This window comes from Actinotalea ferrariae (assembly GCF_019733465.1).
Taxonomy (GTDB): Bacteria; Actinomycetota; Actinomycetes; order Actinomycetales; family Cellulomonadaceae; genus Actinotalea; species Actinotalea ferrariae_A.
The window spans coordinates 1-2,320 of the sequence record NZ_JACVQL010000378.1 but is presented as its reverse complement, the minus strand read 5'-3'; the positions used below and the strand labels follow the sequence as shown (position 1 = coordinate 2,320).

Here is a 2,320-nt window from a genome sequence, read left to right as displayed (position 1 = left end):
GGCATGGCGGGCGGCTCCGCCGACGCCGCCGCGACGCTCGTGGCGCTCGACGCGCTGTGGGGCACCGGCCTGCCGCGCGAGGCGCTCGCCGAGATCGCCGCGACGCTCGGCTCGGACGTCCCCTTCGCGCTGCTCGGGCAGACCGCCGTCGGGCGCGGGCGCGGGGACCTGCTGACGCCCGCGATGAGCCGCGGCGAGTACCACTGGGCGCTGGGTCTGCGCGACGCGGGGCTCTCGACGCCCGACGTCTACGGGATGTTCGACGAGATCGTCGGCGGCGTCGCCGGGGAGCCCGAGGCCGACCGCACGCTCATGCAGGCGCTGCGCACGGGGGACCCCGAGGCCGTGGGCGCGGCGCTGGTCAACGACCTGCAGGACGCGGCGCTCGAGCTCGCGCCCGAGCTGGCCGAGACCCTCGCCGTCGCCCAGGACGCGGGCGCGCTCGGGGTCATCGTCAGCGGCTCCGGCCCCACGGTCGCCGCGCTCGCGCGGACGCACCAGGGCGCGGTCGCCATCGCGGCGGCCATGACGGCGGCGGGCGTGGCGGACGACGTGCTGACCGCCGTCGGCCCCGTGCCCGGGGCCCGGCTGCTCTCGCACGCGGGCTCGGGCGGCGCCCCGCCGGGCCTCACGTCGCCGGGGCGCGACTGATGGCGCACCTGCTCGGCGCCGACTCCCTCACCTACACGGTCGGCACCCGGACCCTGCTCGACGGGGTGAGCCTCGGCCTCGACGCCGGGGCACGCACGGGCGTCGTGGGCCCCAACGGGGCCGGCAAGTCCACCCTGCTGCGCCTCCTCGCACGCCGGCTCGAGCCCGACGCGGGACGCGTGACGCATGCGGGCGGCGTGCGCGTGGGCATGCTCGACCAGCGCGACGAGCTGCCGCCGGGCGCCCGGATCCGCGACCTCGTCCACGGCTCCGACGCCGAGCACACATGGGCGGGCGACGCGGCCGTGCGCGCGGTCCACCAGGGCCTGCTCGCGGACCTCGACCTGGACGCCGACGTCGCGCACCTCTCGGGCGGGCAGCGGCGTCGGGTCGCGCTCGCGGCGCTGCTCGTCGCCGACCTCGATGTGCTGCTGCTCGACGAGCCGACCAACCACCTCGACGTCGAGGGCGTCGCCTGGCTCGCCGAGCACCTCACGGCGCGCTTCGGCGCCCGCGGCGCGCGCGGCGCGCTGCTCGTCGTGACGCACGACCGCTGGTTCCTCGACGCCGTCTGCACGCGCATGTGGGAGGTCACGGGCAGCTCCGGCGCCGACGGTTCCTCGGGCGCGGGCGGTCAGGTGGTCGGGTACGAGGGCGGCTACGCCGCGTACGTGCTGGCGCGCGCCGAGCGCGAGCGCTCCGCGGGGGTCACCGCGGCCAAGCGCGACAACCTCCTGCGCAAGGAGCTCGCGTGGCTGCGCCGCGGCGCGCCGGCGCGGACGAGCAAGCCGAAGTTCCGCCTCGACGCCGCGTCCGCGCTCATCGCCGACGAGCCGCCGCCGCGCGACCCGCTCGAGCTCACGCGTCTCGCGACGTCGCGTCAGGGCAAGGACGTCGTCGACCTCGAGGACGTCACGGTCCGCTTCCCCGCGCGGGGCTCGGGCGAGGACGGCGCGCGGACGGTCCTCGACGGCGTGACGTGGCGGCTGGGGCCGGGGGACCGGTACGGCGTCGTCGGCGTCAACGGCGCGGGCAAGACGACGCTCCTGCGCCTGCTCGACGGCTCGCTGCGGCCCGACGGTGGCCGCATCAAGCGGGGGAAGACCGTCGTCGTCGCGACCCTCACGCAGGACGTGGCGGAGCTCGACGACGTCGCGCACCTCCGGGTCGTCGAGGTCGTCGAGCGCGAGCGACGCGTCGTCGCGGTCGCGGGCAAGGAGCTCACGGCGGCCCAGCTCGTGGAGCGGCTCGGGTTCACGCGCGAGCGCGCCCAGACGGTCGTCGGAGACCTCTCGGGCGGTGAGCGGCGCCGCCTCCAGCTGCTCCGCCTGCTGGTGGGGGAGCCGAACCTGCTGCTGCTCGACGAGCCCACCAACGACCTCGACNNCCTCGACACGGACACGCTCGCCGCGATGGAGGACCTCCTCGACGGCTGGCCGGGGACGCTCGTCGTCGTCTCGCACGACCGGTACCTGCTCGAGCGCGTGTGCGACCGCCAGGTCGCGCTCCTCGGGGACGGCCGCGTGCGCGACCTCCCGGGCGGCGTCGAGCAGTACCTCGAGCTGCGCCGCGGCGCGCCGCGCGCGGCGTTCAGCACGGGCAACGCGGCGTCGGACGACGACGCCCCCGCCGACGGCGGCCCCGCAGGACCGGCCGCGACGAGCGAGCC

The 2,320-nt window shown here is 77.4% G+C and carries 1 protein-coding gene and 2 pseudogenes; all 3 read left to right on the top strand.

Going from position 1 to position 2,320, the window contains the following annotated elements; genetic code table 11:
• Positions 1 to 651: GHMP family kinase ATP-binding protein (locus ICW40_RS20025; RefSeq protein WP_445206265.1), on the top strand; the 651-nt coding region annotated here is incomplete at its 5' end.
• Positions 651 to 2,036: pseudogene (locus ICW40_RS20020) on the top strand (ABC-F family ATP-binding cassette domain-containing protein); the annotation flags it as partial. The gene ICW40_RS20025 and the pseudogene ICW40_RS20020, both read left to right, overlap by 1 nt.
• 2 nt (positions 2,037 to 2,038) lie before the next feature.
• Positions 2,039 to 2,320, top strand: a pseudogene (locus ICW40_RS21280) (ABC transporter ATP-binding protein); the annotation flags it as partial.